Below are 15,140 nucleotides of genomic sequence, written 5' to 3'. Positions count from 1 at the left end.
CAAACATCGTGTTACTTATGGCCATAGCATCTTTATGGTTACGTCCTTATGACAAAACGATCATTCCCTCGATGTGACGCATTGGTTAGAACTCAATACAGGTTGGCGCCACAACGGACGTCAACACCTTGGCTCGCCACGCCGGCAGCGAGCCCCCCAACGGCAGACATTTCTGCCAGACCTCGATTGAGGTCAACGCGATACATACAGTCAACAAGTGAGGGCAACACCCTATGAGAAGACTTAAGCGTGATCCGTTGGAAAGAGCATTTTTGCGCGGATATCAATATGGCGTTGGTGGCAAATCCCGTGAGCTTTGCCCATTTACTCTACCGTCAGTACGCCAAGCCTGGATTAACGGCTGGCGAGAAGGACGCGGCGACAACTGGGACGGTATGACCGGCACTGCGGGAATCCATAGACTCAACGAACTTCACGCCGTCGGCTAACACAGGGCACACACTCCGACACGACAACCTGATTACGTAACGACTTACCACGCACGCCCCATCCGGGCGGCGGGCTTCGGCCCAGGGGCTCCTTCGAGGGGCCCTTTTTTATGCCTGCAGTTTGGCCAAACACGCCCCCTGTAGGAGCACGGCTTGCCGGCGAAGGCGATTTTGAGGACGCCTTCGCTGGCAAGCCATGCTCCTACAGGATTTACGCAAGGCGGCGAGCCAGCCCTACAGGGTTTAGCGCAGGGCGGCGATGGCGTCCACGGACTCGCGAATCAGCGCCGGGCCTTTGTAGATGAAGCCGGAATAGAGCTGCACCAGGCTCGCACCCGCCGCGATTTTCTCGGCGGCATGCTTGCCTTCGGTGATGCCGCCCACGGCGATGATCGGCAAACGACCCGCCAACTCGGCCGCCAGCACCTTCACGGTGTGGGTGCTCTTGTCACGAACCGGCGCCCCGGACAGACCGCCCGCCTCGTCACCGTATTCCATGCCTTCGACGCCAACGCGGCTCAGGGTGGTGTTGGTGGCGATCACCGCGTCCATCCCGGTTTCGATCAGCGCTTGAGCGACTTGCGCGGTTTCTTCGTCGGTCATGTCCGGTGCGATCTTGATCGCCAACGGAACATGTTTACCGTGACGCAACGCCAGCTCGGCACGACGAGTCGCCAGGTCAGCCAGCAATTGCTTGAGCGAATCACCGAACTGCAGGCTGCGCAGGCCCGGGGTGTTCGGCGAGCTGACGTTGACCGTCACATAGCTGGCGTGGGCGTAGACCTTGTCGAGGCAGATCAGGTAATCGTCGACCGCACGCTCGACCGGGGTATCGAAGTTCTTGCCGATGTTGATGCCCAGCACGCCCTTGTACTTGGCCGCAGCCACGCGGGCCAGCAGGTGATCGACGCCGAGGTTGTTGAAACCCATGCGGTTGATGATCGCCTCAGCTTCCGGCAAACGGAAAATCCGTGGTTTCGGATTGCCCGGCTGTGGACGCGGCGTGATGGTGCCGATTTCGACAAAACCAAAACCCAACTGGGCAAAACCATCGATGGCCGCGCCATTCTTGTCCAGACCGGCCGCCAGACCCACCGGGTTCGGGAAGTCCAGGCCCATGACGCTTACCGGCATTTTTGCCGGCGCCTTGCACAGCAAGCCGTTGAGGCCCAAACGCCCGCCCGCGCCGATCAGGTCCAGGGACAGATCGTGGGAGGTTTCCGGGGAAAGTTTGAACAACAGCTGACGGGCCAGGGTGTACATGGGCGGCGTTGACTCGAATGGCGGCGAAATGAGGCGGCGATTATAGCCGGGCATCGGGGTCGCAAGCGAGGCGCGCGACAAAATCAGCAAGCGATGGCATATGCCTTGCACCAACACAGGCATCAGCACTCATGCCAACGACGGGATGAGTGGAAGGACAATGGCGTCGTCACCCGGCTTTGCTTGCGCGAAGGCCTGGGACGACGTTTTTTTTGGAAGGTGTTTTGCCATGAATGAAACCACAGCGGGCCCTCTGGCCTGGGTCAACGGCAGCGATGCCCCGGAAAAGACCGACATCAACCTCGGTTTCATGGCCTTGAGCGATTGCGCCTCGGTGGTGGTCGCCGCCACTCAGGGCTTCGCCCAGCCCTACGGCCTGACCTTGAACCTCAAGCGCCAGTCTTCCTGGGCCAACCTGCGGGACAAACTGGTCAGCGGCGAACTCGATGCCGCCCACAGCCTGTACGGTTTGATCTACGCCGTGCACCTGGGCATTGGCGGCGTGGCGCCAACCGAGATGGCGGTGCTCATGGGCCTGAACCAGAACGGCCAGAGCATCAACCTTTCCCACGGCTTGCAGGCGTTGGGCGTGACCGGTCCTGAAGCACTGGACCGCCACGTGCACCAAACTCGCCCAAAACTCACCTTCGCCCAGACTTTTCCGACCGGCACCCACGCCATGTGGCTGTATTACTGGCTGGCGAGCCAGGGCATTCATCCGCTGCATGACGTCGACAGTGTGGTGGTGCCGCCACCGCAAATGGTCGCGCACCTGCAAGCCGGGCGAATCGACGGTTTCTGCGTCGGTGAACCGTGGTCCGCCAGCGCCGTGAAACACAATCTCGGCTTCACCATGGCAACGACCCAGACCATCTGGCCCGATCATCCGGAAAAAGTCCTCGGCTGCACCCGCACCTTCGTCGAGCAATACCCCAACACCGCACGGGCGCTGGTGAAGGCGATTCTGGAGGCCAGTCGCTTCATTGAAGAAAGCGTCGAGAATCGCCGCAGCACCGCGCAGTTGCTGAGCGCCCCCCAATACCTGGACGCGCCGCTCGACTGCATCGAACCGCGCCTGCTCGGCGACTACGCCGACGGCCTCGGCAACCGCTGGCAAGACCTGCACGCGCTGCGCTTCCATGGCGCCGGCGAGGTCAATCAGCCTTATCTGTCCGATGGCATGTGGTTCATGACCCAGTTCCGTCGCTGGGGTTTGCTGCGCGACGACCCGGACTACCTCGCCGTGGCCCGTCAGGTCCAGCAACTAGACTTGTATCGAGAGGCCGCCAGCGCGGTCGGTGTCGATTCTTCGGCCAGGGAAATGCGTAGCAGCCAGTTGATCGACGGCAAAATCTGGGACGGCTCGGACCCGGCCGGGTATGCCCGCAGCTTCAAACTGCACGCCATGAGCGACAGCTCGCCCCTACTCGCCAGCCGCTGACAGGAGACTACGAACATGCTGCGTATCCTGCTGATCAACGACACCGCGAAGAAAGTCGGCCGCTTGAAGGCCGCCCTGACCGAAGCCGGATTCGAGGTCATCGACGAGTCCGGCCTGACCATCGACCTGCCCGCGCGCGTCGAAACGGTGCGTCCGGATGTGATTTTGATCGATACCGAGTCACCGAGCCGCGATGTGATGGAGCAAGTGGTGCTGGTGAGTCGAGACCAGCCACGGCCGATTGTGATGTTTACCGACGAACATGACCCCGACGTGATGCGTCAGGCGATCAAGTCCGGGGTCAGCGCCTACATCGTCGAAGGCATCCACGCACAACGCTTGCAGCCGATTCTCGACGTGGCCATGGCACGCTTCGAAAGCGACCAGGCCCTGCGCGCGCAACTGCACGCCCGCGACCAGCAACTGGCCGAGCGCAAGCGCATCGAGCTGGCCAAGGGGCTGCTGATGAAGATGAAGGACTGCAACGAAGAAGAGGCCTACACGCTGATGCGCCGCCAGGCCATGAGCCGGCAGCAGAAGCTGATTCAGGTGGCGGAGCAGATCATTGCGATGAGTGAGCTGCTCGGCTGAAGGCCCCTTCGCGGGCAAGCCTCGCTCCTACAGAGGAATTGCGTTCGAACTGTAGGAGCGAGGCTTGCCCGCGAAAGGGTCGACTCGATCTCGGACTGTTGGCACAAATCTCGCTAAGCAATCACTACAGGTAACCAACGGCGGTTGCCCCACCTACGACAAAGACGTCGCTCACCTCATTTGCCCATGGCGAATCGGGTGGCGGCGTTTTTTTGTTTTGGCCCCACAGACCGGGGCCGGTGGTGCGGCCGTTGCGGCCCCCCACCTGCAAGCTCATGACTCCTTCTCGAGACGACTCACAGCTGAGGTGCGCGATGAATTCAAGCTTCTGGAAATCCGGCCATACCCCGACCCTGTTCGCGGCCTTCCTCTATTTCGACCTGAGTTTCATGGTCTGGTACCTGCTCGGCCCTCTGGCGGTGCAGATTGCCGCCGACCTGCACCTGACCACCCAACAACGCGGGCTGGTGGTGGCCACGCCGATTCTGGCCGGGGCCGTACTGCGCTTTATCATGGGCATGCTGGCGGATCGCCTGTCGCCAAAAACCGCCGGGCTGATCGGCCAGGTGATCGTCATCTGCGCCCTGTTCGTCGCCTGGAAGCACGGCATCCAAAGTTACGAACAAGCGCTGCTGCTGGGCCTGTTCCTCGGCATGGCGGGCGCGTCGTTCGCCGTGGCCCTGCCGCTGGCGTCGCAGTGGTATCCGCCGCAGCATCAAGGCAAGGCCATGGGCATCGCCGGGGCCGGTAACTCGGGCACCGTGCTGGCCGCGCTGATCGCTCCGGTGCTGGCCGCCGCGTTCGGCTGGAGCAACGTGTTCGGCTTCGCGCTGATCCCGCTGATCCTGACCATCATCGTCTTCGCCTGGCTGGCCAAAAACGCGCCTGAACGGCCAAAAGCCAAGTCGGTGTCCGACTACTTCAAAGCCTTGGGCGACCGCGACAGCTGGTGGTTCATGTTTTTCTACAGCGTGACCTTTGGCGGCTTCATCGGCCTGGCCAGCGCCCTGCCCGGCTACTTCAACGACCAATACGGCCTGAGCCCGGTGACTGCCGGTTACTACACGGCGGCCTGCGTGTTTGGCGGCAGTTTGATGCGTCCTCTGGGCGGCGCACTGGCCGACCGCTTCGGCGGGATTCGCACATTGCTGGCGATGTACACGGTGGCAGCGATCTGCATTGCGGCGGTGGGTTTCAACTTGCCGAGTTCCTACGCGGCGCTGGCACTTTTCGTCTGCACGATGCTCGGCCTGGGTGCCGGTAACGGCGCGGTTTTCCAATTGGTCCCGCAACGTTTTCGTCGCGAGATCGGTGTGATGACCGGTTTGATCGGCATGGCCGGTGGCATCGGTGGCTTCGCCCTCGCGGCAGGCATGGGCGCGATCAAGCAAAGCACCGGCAGTTATCAACTGGCGCTGTGGTTGTTCGCCAGCCTCGGCGTCCTCGCCTGGTTCGGTCTGCACGGTGTGAAGCGTCGCTGGAGAACCACTTGGGGTTCGGCGGCCGTCACTGCTGCGCGGGTGTGAGGGCTGAATGAGCCTGCAACTGAGTTTTGCCGAAGCCAGCGCCATCGGTCCGCGCGAGGAGAACCAGGACGCCCTGCGCCTGGTGACGCCGGCCCCGGCGCTGGCGGCGAGCAAGGGCTACCTGTTCGCCATCGCCGACGGCGTCAGCCAGTGCGCCGATGGCGGCCTCGCGGCACGTTCGACCTTGCAGGCGCTGGCGCTGGACTACTACGCCACCCCGGAAACCTGGGGTGTCGCCCAGGCACTGGATCGTTTGCTGCTGGCGCAAAATCGCTGGTTGCAGGCCAATGGCGGTGGGCAACCGCTGCTGACCACGGTCAGTGCCTTGGTCGTGCGCGGCAGGCGTTTTACCTTGGCGCATGTCGGGGACTGCAGGGTTTATCGCTGGCATGCCGATCAATTGCAGCGGGTCACGGAGGACCACGTCTGGGATCAACCGGGCATGCAGCATGTGCTCAAACGGGCGCTCGGCCTCGATCAGCATCTGGTGCTGGATTTTCTCGATGGCGAACTGCGGCTGAATGAGCATTTCGTGCTGCTCAGCGACGGCATCTGGGCCGTGCTGGGCGACACCGCGATTGCGGCGATTCTGCGCGATCAACCGGATCTGCACAGCGCCGCGCAGACCCTGGTGAATGCGGCGCATCTGGCGGGCAGTCAGGACAACGCCAGCGCGTTATTGGTGCGGGTCGATGCCCTCGGTGAAACGAGCATCGGCGATGCGTTGATTCACGTGCAGCAATGGCCACTGCCGCCAGCGCTGAAACCGGGCCAGACGTTTGAGGGCTGGCACGTCGAAGGAATACTCGGCCAGAGCCAGCAGTCGCTGCTCTATCGGGTGCGCGACGCACAGCAACAACCCTGGCTGCTGAAAACCCTGCCCGGCGCGTTGCGCGACGATCACCTGGCCGGGCAAGCCTTGCTGTCGGAGGAATGGTTTCTCAAGCGCGTGGCCGGCCGGCATTTCCCTGAAGTCCATGCCGCCAGTCAGCGTCAGCATTTGTACTACGTGATGCGTGAATATTCCGGTTCGACTTTGGCGCAACTGGCTGAGCGAACCACAACGCTGCCGCTGGCCCAATGGCAGGATCTGGCGGAACGTTTGCTGCGGGCGGTCGGGATGTTGCATCGACGGCAGATTCTGCATCGCGACATCAAACCGGAGAATCTGCTGCTGGGGGATGACGGCGAACTGCGGCTGCTGGATTTCGGTCTGGCCTACTGCCCTGGTCTGTCTGAAGATCAGGCCTCGACCCTGCCCGGAACGCCCAGTTACATTGCGCCGGAAGCTTTTCGCGGTGACGCGCCGAGCCCGCAACAGGATCTGTATGCGGCCGGCGTGACCTTGTATTTCCTGCTCACCGGGCATTATCCCTACGGCGAAATCGAAGCGTTCCAGCGTCCACGGTTTGGTGTACCGGTCAGCGCCAGTCGCTACCGCCCGGACCTGCCCGAGTGGATCGCACAAAGCCTGGAACGCGCGGTGGCGGCGGACCCGGCAGAGCGATTCGAAACTGCGGAAGAATGGTTATTGGTGCTGGAACAGGGTGAACGACGCAGTTTGAGCGTGCGGCCCCGGCCGCTGCTGGAGCGCGAGCCAGTGAAGGTCTGGCGGACGCTGGCGTTGGTGGCGCTGCTGGTGAATGTGGTGCTGCTGGTTTTGCTGTTTCGCGGCTAGACCGAGTCGCGCCTTTCGCGAGCAAGCTTCGCTCCTACAGGTTGCGGGTTGATCGACCTGTAGGAGCCGAGCTTGCTCGCGAAGGCGGACTGACAACCAGCACAAATCCATCAGCAACCCGCTCCATTAGCGGGCACCACGCTTCGATTCGGTGCAGAAGCCCCCTTTGATTAAGCACTCCGAGCCAACAAAACCGGGTGTAGGTCAACTTGGCACAACCACTGCATTACCTCTCTCAACAGACATAAAGCCCAGCCTTCAACGACGAAGGATGCGCTTCCCGAGAGAACGGGACCAGGACAAAGGCGTCCTCGCTAGGCAACTAGCGGGACGCCTTTTTTTGTTTGCGCAAAATTTGTCGAGCACGACCTGAACGCCCTGTCGAGGCGGGTCCGAGCTCCCCGGAGAACCTGATGAAAAAACTAAAACTGGTGATGATCGGCAACGGCATGGCCGGGGTTCGCACCCTGGAAGAGCTGCTCAAGCTGAGCAACGAGCTGTACGACATCACGGTCTTCGGTGCCGAACCCCATACCAACTACAACCGCATCCTGCTGTCGCCGGTACTGGCCGGCGAGCAAACCTTCGAAGAGATCGCGCTCAACGACCTGGACTGGTACCTGGACAACAACATCAAGTTGCTGCTCAACCGCAGAGTCGTAGAGATCGACCGGATCAAACGTCGGGTCATCGCCGACGACGGCACCGAGGCCGAATACGACCGCCTGCTGATTGCCACCGGCTCGACCCCGTTCATCCTGCCGATCCCGGGCAACACGTTGCACGGCGTGATCGGCTACCGCGACATCGCCGACACCCAAGCCATGATCAACACCGCAAAAACCCACAAGCACGCGGTGGTCATCGGTGGCGGCCTGCTCGGTCTGGAAGCGGCCAATGGCCTGATGCTGCGCGGCATGCACGTCACCGTGGTGCACAACGGCGAATGGTTGCTGGAACGGCAACTCGACAGCGTCAGCGGCCGCTTGCTGCAAACCGCGCTTGAGGACCGTGGCCTGCACTTTCGCCTGTGCGAGCAAACCCAGGCCTTGCACGATGCCGGCAATGGCCGGGTCGGCTCGGTCGAGTTCAAGAACGGCGACCGCATCCCCGCCGACCTGGTGGTGATGGCCGCCGGCATCCGCCCCGCGACCGAACTCGCGGAGCGCTCCGGCCTCCCGTGCAACCGTGGGATTCTGGTCAACGACACCCTGCAAACCTACGACCCACGGGTTTACGCCATCGGCGAATGCGCCAGCCATCGCGGCATCGCCTACGGCCTGGTGGCGCCGCTGTTCGAACAGGCCAAGGTCTGCGCCAACCATCTCGCACAGCTTGGCTTCGCCAGCTACAAAGGCTCGGTGACCTCGACCAAATTGAAAGTCACCGGCATCGACCTGTTCTCCGCCGGCGATTTCATGGGCGGCGAAGGCACCGAAACCATCACCCTTTCCGACCCGATCGGCGGGATCTACAAAAAACTGGTGATCAAGGACGACGTGCTGGTCGGGGCCTGCCTGTACGGCGACACGGCCGATGGCGGTTGGTATTTCCGGCAGATTCGAGAGAACCGGAACATCGACGAAATCCGCAATCACCTGATGTTTGGTGAAGCCATGCGGGAAGCCAGCTGATGAACCGCCAGATCACCGCCTCCACCTGTTGCTACTGCGGGGTCGGCTGCGGCGTGCTGATCGAGCATGACGGCGAGCGCATCCTCGGCGTCAGCGGCGATCCGGCCCACCCGGCCAACTTCGGCAAGCTGTGCAGCAAGGGCTCGACCCTGCACTTGACCGGCGACCTCGCGGCCCGAGCGCTGTACCCGGAACTGCGCCTGGGCAAAGGCCTGGCCCGCAGCCGCACCGACTGGGACACCGCCCTTGATCACGCCGCCAGCGTATTCGCCGAAACCATCGCCGAACATGGCCCGGACAGCGTGGCGTTTTACATCTCCGGGCAGTTGCTGACCGAGGACTACTACAGTTTCAACAAACTGGCGCGAGCGTTGGTCGGCACCAACAACATCGACAGCAATTCGCGCCTGTGCATGTCATCGGCAGTGGTCGGCTACAAGCGCAGCCTCGGTGCCGATGCACCGCCATGCAGCTACGAAGACCTTGAGACAAGCGACTGCGTGATGATCGTCGGCAGTAACATGGCCTACGCCCACCCGGTCCTGTTTCGCCGCCTGGAAGAGGCCAAATCCCGCCGACCACAGATGAAAGTCATCGTCATCGACCCGCGTCGTACGGATACCTGCGACTTGGCTGACCTGCATCTGGCAATTCTTCCGGGCACCGATGTCGCCTTGTTCCATGGGATTTTGTACCTGCTGCTGTGGGAAGACTGGATCGACCGCGACTTCATCGAGGCCCACACCGAAGGCCTGGCTGAACTGAAAAACCTGGTGCGCGATTACACGCCGCCAATGGTCTCGCAGCTGTGCGGGATCAGCGTTGAGCAACTGCAGCAATGCGCCGAGTGGGTCGGCACCTCGCCAAGCTTTCTGTCGCTGTGGTGCATGGGACTGAACCAGTCCACCGCCGGCAGTGCGAAAAACAGTGCGCTGATCAACCTGCACCTGGCCACCGGGCAGATCGGCCGTCCCGGCGCAGGACCTTTCTCCCTGACCGGTCAGCCGAATGCCATGGGTGGCCGCGAAACCGGCAGCCTGTCGAACCTGCTGCCAGGCCATCGCGAAGCGGCCAATGCCGAGCATCGCGCAGAAGTCGCAGCCTACTGGGGCGTGGATCAACTGCCGGCAAACACCGGGCTCACTGCGATCGAATTGTTTGAGCAGGTTCGTAACGGAACCATCAAAGCCCTGTGGATCGCCTGCACCAACCCCGCGCAATCGATGCCGGACCAGAGCGCCGTGCGCGAGGCGCTGCAAGCCTGCCCGTTCGTGGTGTTGCAGGAAGCCTTTCGCACCACCGAAACCGCCGCGTTCGCCGATCTACTGCTGCCTGCTGCCAGTTGGGGTGAAAAAGACGGCACGGTGACCAACTCCGAACGGCGGATTTCCCACGTTCGCCGGGCGATTGTCGCCCCCGGAGAAACGCGTTCCGACTGGGCAATTACAGTGGATTTCGCACAGCGCCTGGAAAAATACCTGCGCCCCGGACAACCCAGTCTGTTTGCGTTCGACACCCCGGCGCAGGTCTTCGATGAGTACAAACTCCTGACGCGCGACCGGGACCTGGATTTGTCCGGTATCAGTCATGAGCTGATTGATCGTCTCGGTCCACAGCAATGGCCGTTTCCCGCCGGCGCCCGAGAAGGTACGGCCCGACTGTATCGGGACGGAATTTTCCCGACCGCCAACGGGCGTGCCCGGTTCGTGGCCGATCCGTACCTTGCCGCCAAGGAACAGCGCGATGGGCAATTCCCGCTGACCCTGATCACCGGCCGCCTGCGCGATCAATGGCACGGCATGAGCCGCACCGGCACGGCCGCGCAGTTGTTCGGTCATGTCAGCGAGGCCGTGCTGAGCCTGCACCCGGATGATTTGCATCGCCATGGACTGCAACCGGGAGAACTGGTCAGTTTGAAAAGCCGTCGCGGCGCGGTGATTGTCGCCGTCGGCAGCGATGACAGCGTGCGTCCGGGCCAGGCGTTTCTGCCGATGCACTGGGGCGACCGGTTCCTGAAGGGCGGGGTCAATGCGCTCACCCAACCGGCATTCGATCCGTTGTCGAAACAACCGGAACTCAAACACAGCGGCGTACGAATCGACCCCGTGCATTTGCCCTGGAACCTTTTCGTACTGATTGAGGGCGATGTTCAACAGCATTTTGAGACGCTACGACCACTCTGTGAGGCGTTTTCCTACGTCAGCCTCAGCCTCACTGGTCGTGAGCGCCCTGCGCTGCTCATACGCGCTGCCAGCGCCACAGCGCCAGATCCGCAATTGTTATGCGATATCGACCGTTGCCTTGGGCTCAATGAAGGTCCGGTCCTGGCGTACGACGACCCACGGCGCGCCATCGGCAAACGGGTGCGGATCGAGCACGGCCGGATCACCGCGATTCGCCTGGCCGGCGAAACCCTGGCACAGCACTGGCTGCAGGACCTTTGGCAAGAAGGTCGCGCCGATGAACAACTGCGACGCTGGCTGCTTGCACCGCTGAGCGCTCCACCGGGCAACGCCGCCACATCGGTTGCCGGCACTAAAACCTTGTGCAACTGCAAAAACGTCAGCCAAGGCGCGGTCTGTGCCGGTATCCGTCGAGGCCTGGATTTGCAGGGGTTGAAACAGGAATTGGGCTGCGGCACGCAATGCGGCTCGTGCGTCCCGGAAATCAAGCGTTTGCTGGCCGCCACGGCGCAGCCGATCGCCGTCATCTCGTGAGGAAAACACTATGAACGCAAAAGTCTGGCTGGTGGGTGCGGGTCCTGGTGACCCGGAATTGCTGACCCTCAAAGCCGTCAGGGCGCTGAGCGAAGCGGATGTGGTGCTGATCGACGATCTGGTGAATGGCGCCGTGCTGGAACATTGCCCGCAGGCGCGGATCATTCCGGTGGGCAAGCGCGGTGGTTGTCGCTCGACGCCTCAGGCGTTCATTCATCGATTGATGCTGCGTTATGCCCGCCACGGTAAATGCGTGGTGCGGCTCAAGGGTGGCGATCCGTGCATTTTTGGGCGGGGCGGTGAAGAAGCGCAGTGGCTGCGCGAACGCGGGGTCGATGTGGAGCTGGTCAATGGCATCACCGCCGGGCTGGCCGGTGCGACGCAATGCGATATTCCGCTGACCCTGCGGGGCGTGGCGCGCGGCGTGACGCTGGTCACCGCCCACACTCAGGATGGCAGCAGCCTGAATTGGCAAGCCCTGGCGCAAAGTGGCACAACGCTGGTGGTGTACATGGGTGTGGCGAAGCTCAGTGAAATTCGCGAGCAACTGCTGGCCGGAGGGATGGCGGCGGATACGCCGGTGGCGATGATTGAAAACGCTTCCCTGCCGCATCAACGGGAATGTCGGAGCGATCTGACAGCGATGGAGGAAGATGCCTGCGCCTTTGAGCTGAAAAGCCCGGCGATTCTGGTGATCGGTGTTGTAGCGGCACACCCCGAAACCTGTAGGAGCCAGCTCGCTGGCGATGATTCTGTGATCACCGCGGGGTGTCAGGCATAAAGCGTCATCGTTGACGACCATCGCCGGCAAGCCGGCTCCTACAGGGGGCCGGTGATTCGAAAACCCAAATCGCAGACAAAGAAAAGCCCGGCCTAAGCCGGGCTTTTCTCAGAGCTGCGGGCTAATTACTTAGCTTGAGCTTCAACCTGCGCTTCTACGCGACGGTTTACAGCGCGGCCAGCGTCAGTTTTGTTGTCAGCAACTGGGCGGGATTCGCCGTAGCCAACAGACTGAACGCGGGACGATTCAACACCGTACTGGTTGGTCAGAACTTGCTTAACGGCGTTTGCACGACGCTCGGACAGTTTCTGGTTGTAAGCGTCCGGACCGACGTTGTCAGTGTGACCTTCAACAGTAGTGGTGGTGGATGGGTACTGCTTCATGAAGTCAGCCAGGTTCTTGATGTCGCCGTAGCTGTTGGTTTTAACAACAGATTTGTCGAAATCGAACTTAACGTCCAGCTCAACACGAACGACTTCGGCAACTGCTGGGCAGCCATCAGCGTCAACAGTTACGTTGGCTGGGGTGTCCGGGCACTTGTCAACGTTGTCGCAAACGCCATCGTTGTCGCTGTCGGAGCAGACTTCAGCTGGTGCTGGAACTGGAGCAGCTGCAGGCTTGGAGCCGCCACCGAAGTTCACACCGATACCGACGCTTGGAGCCCACTCGGTGTCACCTTGGTCGATGTTGTACTGAGCTTCAACGCCGGCACGGGCGTAGAAATTGTCAGTGAAGTACAGCTTGGCACCGCCGCCAACGTTGGCGAAGGTGGAACCGTTACGACCACCGCGATCGTTCTGACCGATGCTCTGATCGGAGAAGCCGGCCGAAACGTACGGACGCAGCATGTCGCCTGGGTTGTTGAAGTGGTACAGAGCGTCCAGGGCAGTGTTGGAGCCCTTGATGTTCTTGCCCGACTCGCTACGAACGTTGTGCACTTCGTCGTAGCCCAGACGCAGTTCAACGTCGTCGGTCAGGAAGTAACCAACCGAACCACCGAACAGGTTGCCGTCGTTTTTGAAATCGCGCTGGCTATCGTAATACTCTTTCTTTGCAAAGCCTTCGATTTCAACTGCGCCTTGGCCTTGTGCCAATGCGCCGAACGAAGTGGCCGCAATAAGAGAACCAATGGCCAAGCCCAAGGTGTTTTTCAGTTTCATCCGTTAAATCCCCATCTGGTGATTGTGAAGCAGTCCCGCAAACCGGGGGACAACTCGGCGGCAAGTCTATCAGAACTTGCCTACACGTAAGAGATATTTGCGCCGAACTAAGTTTCAGCAATGCCTGCAAATTTCTCACGCAATTTGTCTAGAGCGCGTTTGTAACGCATTTTTGTCGCACTCAAACCCATGTGCATGATGTCTGCGATCTCCTGAAACTCTAGCTCTGCGACAAATCGTAGCACCAGAATTTCACGGTCAATCGGGTTCACATACACTAGCCAGCGATCAAGCCCGCCCTTCTCCTCGGGTTTCGGCGCCTTTTCTTCAGACGCTTCCTCGAGGGGGTCCAGACTCAATGCGTCCATCAAGCGACGCTTTCGCCGTTCTTTCCGATACTGTGTGATGCACTCGTTGTACGTGATGCTATATAGCCATGTCTTGAACTTCGATTTACCTTCGAAGTTCTTCAAGCCATACAACACCTTCAACATCACTTCCTGACAGACATCGTCTGCATCGCGATCGTTCCCAAGATATCGTGCACAAACGTTAAATAATGTTCGTTGGTAACGGCGCATCAATTCTTCATAGGCGCGCGTTACGTGAAACAGCTCGGTATGCGAGCGCGCGACCAACTCCTCATCAGAGAGCTCGCGGGGGTCGTAGCGCGTGGAGAGCGATTGAGCTTTATTCAAAACAAGTCTGGCCGACAGTCAGGTCAATGTCCGCCGCAGCCCTTCAGGGCATTTTGCGGCGGCATACATTAGCAGGGTTTGCCGGGTTAGCGGCTACTCACATGCTGCTCCAGGAGAATCCGATTAGAGAGAGAGACTAGCTCACCCTCATCGGTCAGCAATGTGGTCTTAACCGTGCCGATCTCTTCGATCTGACCTTCGACCTCGCCAACACGCACTTGTTGCCCAACCTGATACAACTCACGCACATAGATTCCCGCAAGAATCTGACCGGCAATTTCCCGGCTTCCCAACCCCATGGCCAGCGCTACCGCCAGACCAACGGTAATCAAAACAATCACAATCACATGGTTGAGCAGGTCAGTCTTGACCTCCAACTGGCTGATTGCGACCGAAATACTGATGATAATCACCAGGCCCTGGGCAATTCTCCCCAGCCCGGCGGCGTAATCCAGCCCTACGCCCTCTGCCGCACCTCGCACCAGCCCATTGGCCAGTTGTGCCAGCAAAACACCTACCAGCAGCACCAGCGCGGCGCCAAACACTTTCGGCAAATACAGCGCAAGCATGTCCAGCGTAGCCGAAACTCGCTCAAGTCCAAGCGATTCTGCTGCAGAAACCAGAAAAATCAGCAAAACGAACCAATAGACAATTTTGCCTATCAGCGTCGAAATCGGCACTTGAAGGCCAGCCCGGGACAGCAATTTCGTCAGACCGGTGCCGCCCATCAAGCGGTCGAGACCGAGCTTGGCGAGCAACTTGGACAGCAAAGTATCCAAAAGTTTCGCCACGACGAAACCCAACAGCAGCACGACCAGTGCGCCGAACAGGTTCGGAATGAAATTCGCAACCTTGGTCCATAACGCAGTCATTGCAGTGACGAGGCTCTGAGTCCAGAGATCAAGTTCCATATTCAATCAGCCTTATCAGCAGTGCGAACGGTAGGTTTACGGTGACGGGAAACCGGTGAGACGTGAGCCGATCCGTTGTTCAAGGCAATCATCAGCGCGGGCAACCAGCGGCCCAGCAGGCTGAACAGATCACCAGCGCCGACCTGGCGGTTGGCGGTTTTCAGGACGCGCCCAAGACACGCATCGTCGTCGCGGGTGGACGGCGAAGCGTTCAGCATGTCACGCAAAGACTGTTCAAACGGATCGTGCATACGCACCTCTCGTGATGTCTGTGAAAGACGCGGTCAAATT

The 15,140-nt window shown here is 60.6% G+C and carries 12 protein-coding genes and 1 pseudogene; 8 read left to right on the top strand and 5 right to left on the bottom strand.

Annotated features, from left to right (window positions below; all coding sequences use genetic code 11):
• Window positions 1–233: 233 nt before the first annotated feature.
• Entirely contained in the window at window positions 234–449 is a 216-nt protein-coding gene (rmf, locus tag KGA82_RS20275; protein WP_003223300.1) for a ribosome modulation factor, read from the top strand.
• Window positions 450–692: 243 nt separating this feature from the next.
• Here rmf and KGA82_RS20270 read toward each other — a convergent pair whose 3' ends face one another.
• Entirely contained in the window at window positions 693–1,712 is a 1,020-nt protein-coding gene (locus KGA82_RS20270) for a quinone-dependent dihydroorotate dehydrogenase (RefSeq protein ID WP_032832392.1), read from the bottom strand.
• A gap of 229 nt (window positions 1,713–1,941) precedes the next feature.
• Here KGA82_RS20270 and KGA82_RS20265 point away from each other — a divergent pair, with 229 nt between their 5' ends.
• From KGA82_RS20265 to cobA, 7 genes and pseudogenes are all read left to right on the top strand, one after another.
• Window positions 1,942–3,153 (top strand): CmpA/NrtA family ABC transporter substrate-binding protein, encoded by a 1,212-nt coding sequence (locus KGA82_RS20265; protein WP_223452119.1) that lies wholly within the window; start codon window positions 1,942–1,944, stop codon window positions 3,151–3,153.
• Between the two features lie 15 nt (window positions 3,154–3,168).
• Window positions 3,169–3,744, top strand: a complete 576-nt coding sequence (locus KGA82_RS20260; RefSeq protein ID WP_008027390.1) for an ANTAR domain-containing response regulator — start codon at window positions 3,169–3,171, stop codon at window positions 3,742–3,744.
• 314 nt (window positions 3,745–4,058) lie between these two features.
• A complete protein-coding gene (locus tag KGA82_RS20255) occupies window positions 4,059–5,270 on the top strand; it encodes a nitrate/nitrite transporter (RefSeq protein ID WP_008027395.1) in 1,212 nt (403 codons plus the stop codon).
• Window positions 5,271–5,277: 7 nt separating this feature from the next.
• Window positions 5,278–6,948 (top strand): bifunctional protein-serine/threonine kinase/phosphatase, encoded by a 1,671-nt coding sequence (locus KGA82_RS20250; RefSeq protein ID WP_008037772.1) that lies wholly within the window; start codon window positions 5,278–5,280, stop codon window positions 6,946–6,948.
• Window positions 6,949–7,361: 413 nt separating this feature from the next.
• Window positions 7,362–8,561 (top strand): annotated as a pseudogene (locus tag KGA82_RS20245) (NAD(P)/FAD-dependent oxidoreductase); the annotation flags it as partial.
• A 20-nt stretch (window positions 8,562–8,581) separates the two neighbouring features.
• Window positions 8,582–11,299 carry a nitrate reductase gene (locus KGA82_RS20240; RefSeq protein ID WP_223452116.1) on the top strand — a complete coding sequence of 906 codons (2,718 nt, stop codon included), beginning with the start codon at window positions 8,582–8,584 and terminating at the stop codon, window positions 11,297–11,299.
• 10 nt (window positions 11,300–11,309) lie between these two features.
• Complete coding sequence (gene cobA, locus KGA82_RS20235) at window positions 11,310–12,080, top strand: uroporphyrinogen-III C-methyltransferase (RefSeq protein ID WP_223452110.1); 771 nt, start codon at window positions 11,310–11,312, stop codon at window positions 12,078–12,080.
• Window positions 12,081–12,205: 125 nt separating this feature from the next.
• On the opposite strand, the gene KGA82_RS20230 is transcribed toward cobA, so the two are convergent.
• The 4 genes from KGA82_RS20230 to KGA82_RS20215 all read right to left on the bottom strand — a co-directional run bounded on the left by KGA82_RS20230 (window position 12,206) and on the right by KGA82_RS20215 (window position 15,100).
• On the bottom strand, window positions 12,206–13,240 hold the full coding sequence (locus KGA82_RS20230) for an OmpA family protein (RefSeq protein ID WP_008027405.1): 1,035 nt from the start codon (window positions 13,238–13,240) through the stop codon (window positions 12,206–12,208).
• Between the two features lie 107 nt (window positions 13,241–13,347).
• Window positions 13,348–13,938 carry an RNA polymerase sigma factor SigX gene (sigX, locus tag KGA82_RS20225; protein WP_017337463.1) on the bottom strand — a complete coding sequence of 197 codons (591 nt, stop codon included), beginning with the start codon at window positions 13,936–13,938 and terminating at the stop codon, window positions 13,348–13,350.
• An 86-nt stretch (window positions 13,939–14,024) separates the two neighbouring features.
• Complete coding sequence (locus tag KGA82_RS20220; RefSeq protein WP_008027407.1) at window positions 14,025–14,849, bottom strand: mechanosensitive ion channel family protein; 825 nt, start codon at window positions 14,847–14,849, stop codon at window positions 14,025–14,027.
• Window positions 14,850–14,851: 2 nt separating this feature from the next.
• The gene (locus tag KGA82_RS20215; RefSeq protein WP_007944521.1) at window positions 14,852–15,100 is read right to left on the bottom strand and encodes a hypothetical protein; all 249 of its coding nucleotides are present in this window, start codon (window positions 15,098–15,100) and stop codon (window positions 14,852–14,854) included.
• Window positions 15,101–15,140 lie beyond the last annotated feature (40 nt).

This window comes from Pseudomonas sp. BF-RE-22 (genome assembly GCF_019956155.1).
In the GTDB taxonomy this organism is placed as follows: domain Bacteria; phylum Pseudomonadota; class Gammaproteobacteria; order Pseudomonadales; family Pseudomonadaceae; genus Aquipseudomonas; species Aquipseudomonas migulae.
This window is presented reverse-complemented; position numbering and strand designations above follow the sequence as displayed.

What these genes read in the sequence shown, in the direction of transcription:
- rmf (WP_003223300.1), top strand. Translation starts at nt 234, where the DNA reads ATGAGAAGACTTAAGCGTGATCCGTTGGAAAGAGCATTTTTGCGCGGA.
- KGA82_RS20270 (WP_032832392.1), bottom strand. Translation starts at nt 1,712, where the DNA reads ATGTACACCCTGGCCCGTCAGCTGTTGTTCAAACTTTCCCCGGAAACC.
- KGA82_RS20265 (WP_223452119.1), top strand. Translation starts at nt 1,942, where the DNA reads ATGAATGAAACCACAGCGGGCCCTCTGGCCTGGGTCAACGGCAGCGAT.
- KGA82_RS20260 (WP_008027390.1), top strand. Translation starts at nt 3,169, where the DNA reads ATGCTGCGTATCCTGCTGATCAACGACACCGCGAAGAAAGTCGGCCGC.
- KGA82_RS20255 (WP_008027395.1), top strand. Translation starts at nt 4,059, where the DNA reads ATGAATTCAAGCTTCTGGAAATCCGGCCATACCCCGACCCTGTTCGCG.
- KGA82_RS20250 (WP_008037772.1), top strand. Translation starts at nt 5,278, where the DNA reads ATGAGCCTGCAACTGAGTTTTGCCGAAGCCAGCGCCATCGGTCCGCGC.
- KGA82_RS20240 (WP_223452116.1), top strand. Translation starts at nt 8,582, where the DNA reads ATGAACCGCCAGATCACCGCCTCCACCTGTTGCTACTGCGGGGTCGGC.
- cobA (WP_223452110.1), top strand. Translation starts at nt 11,310, where the DNA reads ATGAACGCAAAAGTCTGGCTGGTGGGTGCGGGTCCTGGTGACCCGGAA.
- KGA82_RS20230 (WP_008027405.1), bottom strand. Translation starts at nt 13,240, where the DNA reads ATGAAACTGAAAAACACCTTGGGCTTGGCCATTGGTTCTCTTATTGCG.
- KGA82_RS20220 (WP_008027407.1), bottom strand. Translation starts at nt 14,849, where the DNA reads ATGGAACTTGATCTCTGGACTCAGAGCCTCGTCACTGCAATGACTGCG.
- KGA82_RS20215 (WP_007944521.1), bottom strand. Translation starts at nt 15,100, where the DNA reads ATGCACGATCCGTTTGAACAGTCTTTGCGTGACATGCTGAACGCTTCG.